General features: G+C 72.0%; 5 protein-coding genes and 1 pseudogene. 5 read left to right on the top strand and 1 reads right to left on the bottom strand.

The annotated features are described in order from the left end of the window. Nucleotides 1-91 precede the first annotated feature (91 nt). Both D7V97_RS36755 and D7V97_RS36750 read left to right on the top strand, forming a co-directional pair. The gene (locus D7V97_RS36755; RefSeq protein WP_120615274.1) at nucleotides 92-2695 is read left to right on the top strand and encodes a pitrilysin family protein; all 2604 of its coding nucleotides are present in this window, start codon (nucleotides 92-94) and stop codon (nucleotides 2693-2695) included. Between the two features lie 63 nt (nucleotides 2696-2758). Next, nucleotides 2759-3625, top strand: coding sequence for a 50S ribosomal protein L11 methyltransferase (locus D7V97_RS36750; protein WP_120615273.1), 867 nt, complete (start codon nucleotides 2759-2761; stop codon nucleotides 3623-3625). Between the two features lie 264 nt (nucleotides 3626-3889). On the opposite strand, the gene D7V97_RS36745 is transcribed toward D7V97_RS36750, so the two are convergent. Continuing rightward, a complete protein-coding gene (locus D7V97_RS36745; protein ID WP_120615272.1) occupies nucleotides 3890-4885 on the bottom strand; it encodes an asparaginase in 996 nt (331 codons plus the stop codon). Between the two features lie 97 nt (nucleotides 4886-4982). On the opposite strand from D7V97_RS36745, the gene D7V97_RS36740 reads away from it, so the two are divergent. From D7V97_RS36740 to D7V97_RS36730, 3 genes and pseudogenes are all read left to right on the top strand, one after another. Further along, complete coding sequence (locus tag D7V97_RS36740) at nucleotides 4983-5717, top strand: 16S rRNA (uracil(1498)-N(3))-methyltransferase (protein WP_120615275.1); 735 nt, start codon at nucleotides 4983-4985, stop codon at nucleotides 5715-5717. A gap of 108 nt (nucleotides 5718-5825) precedes the next feature. Continuing rightward, nucleotides 5826-6092: a GlsB/YeaQ/YmgE family stress response membrane protein gene (locus D7V97_RS36735; protein WP_120615271.1), complete on the top strand. Its 267-nt coding sequence runs from the start codon at nucleotides 5826-5828 to the stop codon at nucleotides 6090-6092. A 972-nt stretch (nucleotides 6093-7064) separates the two neighbouring features. Then, nucleotides 7065-7804: pseudogene (locus D7V97_RS36730) on the top strand (hypothetical protein); the annotation flags it as partial.

The following is a 7804-nucleotide window of genomic DNA, read 5'->3' as shown; positions in this document are numbered from 1 at the left end:
GGGCGGGACGTTAGCCAATGGGGCAAACATCACACCTCGCACACCTCGCCTTGCCTCCCAGGGGGGGCGGTGACAGCTTCGGACGCTCCCTATGGCCATTCGCTACGCCCTGCCCAACGGTCTCACCGTCGTCTTCGAAGAGCAGCACGCCGCCAAGGTCGCGGCCTTCCAGGTCTGGGTCAAGGCCGGCAGCGCGGACGAGCGTCCGGACCAGGCGGGACTCGCCCACCTGCACGAGCACATGCTCTTCAAGGGCACCGAGCGGCGCGGCCCCGGTGAGATTGCCCGGGACATCGAGGCGCACGGCGGAGAGATCAACGCCTGGACGTCCTTCGACCAGACCGTCTACCACATCGTCATCGCCAGCCAGTTCGCCCGCACGGGCCTGGACATCCTGGGGGACGCGGTGCGCCGCTCCGCGTTCGACAAGGAGGAGCTGGCGCGCGAAATCGAAGTCGTGTGCGAGGAGATCAAACGCAGCTCCGACTCACCGTCGCGCCGCGCTTCCCGCGCGCTGTTCTCCACCGCGTTCCAGACGCACCCCTACCGGCTGCCCGTCATCGGCACCGAGGAGAGCGTGCGCAGCTTCACCCGCGAGAAGGTGCTGGAGTTCTACCACCGGCACTACACGCCCCAGAACCTGGTGCTGTCGGTGGCGGGCGACCTGCGCGAGGCGGACCTGCGCCAGTGGGTGGAAGAAATCTTCGGCGGTGACTGGGGCCGGCCCTACGCGGGCCCGGTGCCGCGTCCCCGCGACCCCGCCTCCACCGGCCGGCGCGTCGTCGTGCAGGCCGAGGACGTGAAGGAGGCCTACCTGCACCTGGCCTTCGCCATCCCCGAGCTGGAGCACCCGGACGTGCCCGCGCTGGACGTGCTGGCGATGATCGCCGGCCAAGGGGATTCGTCGTGGCTGGTGCGCGAGGTGAAGCGCCGCCAGCACCTGGTCAACGACGTGCACGCCTCCGCGTACACGCCCAAGGACCCCGGCATCTTCTCCGTGAGCCTCACGCTGCCGCCCGCGCAGGCGCTCAAGGCGCTGACGCAGACCGCGCGCGTGCTGGAGGCGATGCGCGTCACGGCCGTGACGGAGGAGGAGCTGCGCACGGTCAAGGCGGTGCTGGAGGCGGAGGCCATCTTCCGCAAGGAGACGGTGCAGGGCACCGCGCGCAACCAGGGCTCGTACCAGACCAGCCCCGGCGGCCTGGAGTCCGAGGCCCGCTACATGGAGGACATCCGCAACCTCAAGCCGGAGGACCTGCGCCGCGTGGCGCACCAGTACCTGCGGCTGGAGCACGCCGTCGTCACCGCGCTCGTGCCCGCATCGGCCGAAATGACGGAGGCCCAGGTGCACGCCGCGCTGGACGAGGCGGCCAAGGGTCCCGTGCTGCTGCCGCCCGAGCGCACCGCCCGTCAGGCGCCGCCCGAGGCCCCGGCGCGTCCGGCCCGGAGCACGGTGGGCGCCGCGCGCTCGGAGGTGTTCCAGGAGAAGCTGCCCTCCGGCGCGACGCTGGTGGTGCGCGTGGAGCCGCACGTGCCGCTGTTCGCGATGCGCGCGGCCTTCTCCGGCGGCGTGCGCTACGAGACGCCCGCCGACAACGGCATCACCACGCTGCTCAGCCGCACCCTCACGCGGGGCACCTCCACGCTCAGCGCGGATGACGTGTCCCAGTTGGGCGACCTGTACGCGGGCAGCCTGAGCGCGCAGGGCGGCCGCAACTCCGTGAGCCTGCGGGCGGAGTTCCTGTCGCGCTACTTCGAGCCGGGCTTCCGGCTGTTCGCCGACTGCCTCCTCAACCCCGCCTTCCGCGAGGAGGAGGTGGCCCGCGAGCGCGCGCTGCTGCTCCAGGACATCCTTACGCGCGAGGACAAGCCGTCCGGCGTGGCGTTCGAGCTGTTCTCGAAGACGCTGTTCCGCGAGCACCCGTACCGGCTGTCGCTCGCGGGCGAGCAGGCGTCGGTGGAGAAGCTGGGGCCGGACCAGCTGCGCGCCTATCACCGGGCGCACATGGATCCGTCGCAGATGACGCTCAGCGTGGTGGGCGACGTGCGCGTGGAGGAGGTGCTGGCGCTGGCGCGCGAGTACTTCGGAAAGTCGCGCGGCGGCGCGGTGCCCCCGAAGAAGGTCGTGCCGGAGGCGCCGCCCGAGTCCCCGCGCCTGGAGAAGAAGGTGCTCTCTCGCGCGCAGACGCACCTGGTGATGGGCTTCCAGGCCGCTCGGCTGACGGACCCGTGGCGCATCCCGCTGGACGTGCTGTCCACGGTGCTGTCGGGCCAGGGCGGGCGGCTCTTCGTCGAGCTGCGCGACAAGCGCTCCATGGCCTACAGCGTGAGCAGCTTCGCCATGGACGGGTTGGACCCCGGCTACTTCGCCGTCTACATGGGCACGAGCCCGGAGAAGGTGGACGCGGCGTTGGCGGGCATGCGCGCGGAGCTGGAGCGCATCCGCGACGAGCCCATTCCAGAGGCGGAGCTGGAGCGCGCCAAGCAGCACATCATCGGCTCGTATGAGATCGACCTTCAGCGCAACAGCTCGCGCGCGATGCTGCTGGCGCTGGACACCTGCTACGGCGTGGGGCTGGAGAACTTCCTGCACTACTCCGAGCACGTGGCGAAGGTGACGGCGGCGGACGTGCAGGCGGTGGCCCGGCGGGTCATCGACTTCAACCGCATGGCCATGGCCGTCGTCGGACCGTGACAGTCAGGTGGGGAAGCGCCGACAGCGCTTCCCCATCGCACCGGCTGGGGTAGAAGGGGCGCCATGTCCCAGACCTACCTTTCACTCACCGTGGATATCGCGGAGGAAGCGTCCGAGATCCTCCAGGATCTCCTCCACGAGGCCGGCGCCCTGGGCCTGGAGGTCCGCGACCACGAGATGCCCATCATGCCGGGCATGCGCGTCCCCGCCACGGGGGAGTCCATCGTCGTCGCCTACTTCGAGGACCGCGAAACCGCGGAGAGCGCCCGCGACGCGGTGGCCGAGTCCCACCCCAAGGCGCGCATCACCCTGGACGAGCAGCCCCAGCAGGACTGGAGCAATGAGTGGAAGTCACTCATCAAGTCCGTGCAGGTGGGCCGCCTCTGGGTGGGCCCGCCCTGGGAAGCGGAGAACGCGCCCCAGGACAAGGTGCGCATCGTCATTGAACCGAAGATGGCCTTCGGCACGGGGGACCACCCCACCACGTCGCTGTGCCTCGCGGCGGTGGATGACTTCATGTCCACGCACCCGGGCGCGAGCGTGCTGGACGTGGGCACCGGCACGGGCGTGCTCGCCATCGCCGCGAAGAAGCTGGGCGCGGGCACCGTCGTCGGCACCGACAACGACCCCGTCTGCGTGGAGCTGGCGCGGGAGAACTGCACCGACAACGCGACGCCGGACCTGGACATCTCCGAGCGCGAGCTGACCGCCGTGCCGGGCACCTTCGACCTGGTGCTCGCCAACATCCTGGCCAACACGCTGATTGAGCTGGCGCCGCTCATCGTCGCGAAGGCGAAGGACCGGCTGGTGCTGGCCGGCGTGCTCGCGCACCAGCGCCTGGACGTGGAGGCCGCGTTCCGGCAGTTCGGGTGCACGGTGCTCGCGGGCGCGCAGCAGGGCGAGTGGGTGCGCATCGACTTGAAGCGCTGACGGACGCCTGGAAACAAAGGGGGGTCGGGCCGCGAACCGTCGTCCGCCAACCCGACCCCATCCTTGGACTCGCGAGGCTTTCCCCCTGTACCTCAGGTCCTCGCGACTCCCGCCGTGTGCCGGGAGTCATTGCAGTCCGCGTGCCTGCCCTTCGCAGCTCCGAGCCCGGGGAGCCCCGGAGTGCAGGGGCCCCGGGTTGTAGCGGGACGGGTTACGGGGGGCCCGGAGTGTGTGACCTTCCGCGCTACAACCCCTGGACGCCTTTCAGCGGAAGCCGAGTTCTCCGACCGCTCGCAGGGTGCCCGTCACTTCTCCCCGGGTGTTGAAGAGGCGCGGCTCCGCGTGGTGTTCCAGGCCCGTCATGGGCAGCGTGAGGTTCTGCTGTGCGGCCACGGCCCCGAGCACCGCGAGGAGCGCGGGCGCGGCGCACCTCGCGTCACCGTCCTCCACCTTGAGGGCCACGCCCAGCCGGGCGCGGGGGAGCGCGGCGCAGTAGACACCCTCGGCGCCAATCTTCACCACGGCCTCGCCCCGGAAGGCCGTCAGCATGTCCGTGCACGCGCGCCCCTTGCCGCCCACGAGCTCCGGGTGCGCCAGCATCGCTTCACGCAGGCGGCGCGCGGAGGGGTCCTCGGAGATGCCGAAGCGGGCCCACGCGGTGGCCATGGCGCGCAGGGACAGGGCGAAGGCCACGGCGAGGCAGCCGTCCACGCCCTTCACGAACGCGTCGCGCGGCAGGCCCGTCCACTTCGCGACCTCGTCCTGGATGCGCTCCTGCACCGGGTGGCCGGCGCTGGCGTAGCCCTTCGGATCCCACCCGTGGTGACGGGCCAGCGCGAGCATGCCGGCGTGCTTGCCGGAGCAGTTGTTCCACCGGGGCGTGAGCACCACGCCCGCGCGCAGCGCTTCTTCCGCGACCGTGGGCGACAGCGGCGGATGCGGGCCGCACGCGAGCTGGTGTTCCTCGCAGCCGCACGCGCGCAGCATCTGCATCGCGAGCGCGCGGTGCATGGGTTCGCTGGAGTGGGATGCGCAAGACAGCGCCAGCTCACGCGGGCCGAAGCCGTAGCGGTCCGCCGCGCCGTCCTGCACCAGGGGCAGCGACTGGAAGGGCTTGGCCGCCGAGCGCCAGAAGGTGACGCGGTCCGGGTCCCCTGACGCCGCGACGAGCGCCCCTTCCGCGTCCACCACCGCGACGGAGACGACGTGGAAGGACTCGACGAAGCCGGAGCGGGTGGACTCGATGGTGAAGGTGGACATGGCAGTCGCGGGCCATAACAGGAGCGTTGGCCGCGTGTCCCTTGTGTCCGGGCGGGGCCTGCTGAATCCTTCGCGCCCCTCCTCCAAGGAAGTCGCCGTGGTCCGCCTCTTCGTCCCCCTGCCCGAGCCCGCCCCCTCCGACGTGACGCTCACGGGCGAGCGCCGCCACTACCTCGTGCACGTGCTGCGGCTCGAGGACGGCGACGCGCTGGAGGTGTTCGACGGCAAGGGTCGCGCCTTCGAGGCGCGCGTCAGTGGCCTGGGCGCGGAGGACGTGCGGCTCGTGCTCGGCACCGTGCGCGTGACGCCGCCCGCGCGCGAGATGAGCGTGCTGCAGGGACTGCCCAAGGGCGACAAGCTGGAGTGGGTGCTGCAGAAGGGCACCGAGCTGGGGGCCACCGCGTTCTACCCGGTGGCCACGGCGCGCAGCGTGGTAAAGCTGGAGCCGAAGCGCGCCGAGGAGCGCACCCAGCGGTGGGCGAAGATCGTCGAGGAAGCCGCGCGCCAGTGTCGTCGTGATGACGTGCCGAGCGTGCACACGCCCCGTCCCCTGCTGGACGCAGCGCGGTCGCTGACGCCGGGCACGCTCCTGTTGGTGCTGGACGAAGAGGAGTCCGCGGTGCCGCTTGGCGAGGCCTTCCGGGGCGCGGGGGCAGGCACGCCGGTGGCGCTCGTGATTGGCCCCGAGGGCGGGCTGGCGCGCGAGGAGGTCGCGGGGCTTCGCGAGCTGGGGGCGCGCACCGTTACGCTGGGTTCGCGCATCCTCAGGACGGAGACCGCGGCGCTCGCGGCGCTCGCGGTGATGCAGCACCTGGACGGGTCGCTCGGGTAGCAGGCGGACGGTCAGGCCCTCTCTCCGTCATGGGTCACGGATCCGTGTCCCCATTCCTACGTTTCTGCCATTCGGGACCCCGCGGGTCCCTCAAAAGGAGAGACTCTCATGGGGATCATTGCATTCATCATCATCGGCCTCATCGCGGGACTCATCGCGCGGGCCATCCTGCCGGGCAAGCAGAGCATGGGCCTGATGGCCACCACCCTGCTGGGCATGGTGGGTTCGCTGGTGGGCGGCCTCGTCGGTTCGCTGTTCCAGCGCGACGGGAAGCTCTTCGACCTGCATGCGTCCGGCATCATCATGTCCGTGGTGGGATCGATCGTCGTGCTACTCCTGGTCGGAGCAGCGGGACGGCGTCGCGTCCACGCCTAGCGTGAGGCGCCCCATACGCACCGTCCCCTGAAGGACGGTCGCCACAGGGCTGATGAGCCCCTGACGGTTCCTCGGGCGAGGGGACCATCAGGGGCTTGTCCTTTTCTTGCTACAGGCCTGAATGCGGCCTTTCATGGCGCCGGTTGTCCGCATCGCCGGGAGGATCCGTTGTCCAAGTGCCTGAAGTGCGGCGCCTCGCTGCCGCCGGTCGGAGATTGCACTGCTTGCGCCGCCGCCGCCGCGCGTCCACCCAGGGTCGCTTCCGTCCCGAGCCTGCTTGATCGCGACATCCACATCGACCGCCGCAAGCTGGGGGACCGCAACGCCCCGGAAGCAGGCGGCGAGGCCGTCACCCTGAACGGCGAGCCGCTGGAGCCGGAGACGTTGCGGGGCACGCCCGCGTTCGTGATGGAGCCGCCGCGGGGCCCCATCACCCCGCCTGGCATGACGCCGACGGTCCGACCGGCAACGGCCGCGCCCGTGCCTCCCGCCGCGCCGCGTGCCGCCGCGCCTCGCATCGCGACGCCCGGCCAGGTTCCGGCCGCCGCGCCCCCGCGTGCCGCGCCTCGCGCCGCCGTGCCCGCGACGGATGGACCGACGGTTCGTGCCGCCGTGCCGCAGGGTGATGCGACGGTTCGTACCGCTGCGCCGCAGGGTGATGCGAATGCCCGGGCCACGAATGCTGCCGTTCGTGCTTCCGCGCCTCAAGGTGATGCGACGGTTCGCGCGGCGACTGCGTCCGATGCGACGGTTCGTACCGCCGCGCCGCAGGGTGATGCGACGGCTCGCGCGGCGACGCGTGCACCTGCTTCTCCGGCGGATGCGGCCGCGCGTGGCTCCGTGCCCCAGGCCGATGCAACGGTTCGCGCCTCCGCGCCGCATGCGGAAGGTCCGGCGGTCCGGGCTCCCGGTGCGGCTCCTCGTGCTGCCGCGTCCGCGGCGCCCGTGCCTCCTCGCGCCGCGCAGCCTCCCGTGAACGCGCCTTCCGGTGCCGTGCTCCCGCCCCGTCCCGCCGTCGCGCAGCCGCCTCCGAGCGTGACGCCGATGGCCGCCGCGAGCGCCCCGTCCCCCGTGACTCCGCCGCGCGCCTCGCCCACGCAAGCCATGCCGGAGGCCGGCTTCCAGAATCCCGGCGTCGCCGTGCCTCGCGCGGCGCAGATGCCGGTGAACGCCGCCGAGCCGCGTCCGGGCTCCGTGCCCACGCCGGCCTACGGCACCGAGGCGCACGGTGCGCGGCCCCTCCCTGCGGCCCCCGGGCTGCCGCGACGGGACGCCCCGCCCGCGCAGGCTTCCGCTTCGTCCGGTCTGCCTCGTGCGCAGGAACCCGCTTCGCCCGGCCTGCCTCGCATGGAGGCACCCGCTCAGCCCGCGTCCGGCCTGCCTCGCATGGAGGCACCCGCTCAGCCCGCGTCCGGTCTGCCCCGCCGTGACGCCGAGCGCGCCGCGGGATTGCCGCTGATGGATGCGCCCGCGCAGGCCGCGGCCTCGTCCGGTCTGCCTCGCCGTGAGGCCGCGTCTTCTCAGGGACTGCCGCTCATGGAGGTGACCGCGCAGCCTTCCTCCGGTCTGCCCCGCCGTGACGCCGCGCCCTCGCAGGGGCTGCCGCTCATGGAGGATCCGGCCTTCCTGCCTCCACGGGAGACGCCGGCTTCCGCCGCCGCTTCCCTGTCGCCCACCCCGGGAGTGTCCCGCATGGAAGCCTCGCCCTCCCC

This window comes from Corallococcus sp. CA053C (genome assembly GCF_003611675.1).
Classification (GTDB): domain Bacteria; phylum Myxococcota; class Myxococcia; order Myxococcales; family Myxococcaceae; genus Corallococcus.
Note: the sequence above shows the minus strand (reverse complement) of the source record. Positions and strands in the feature narration are given on the sequence as shown.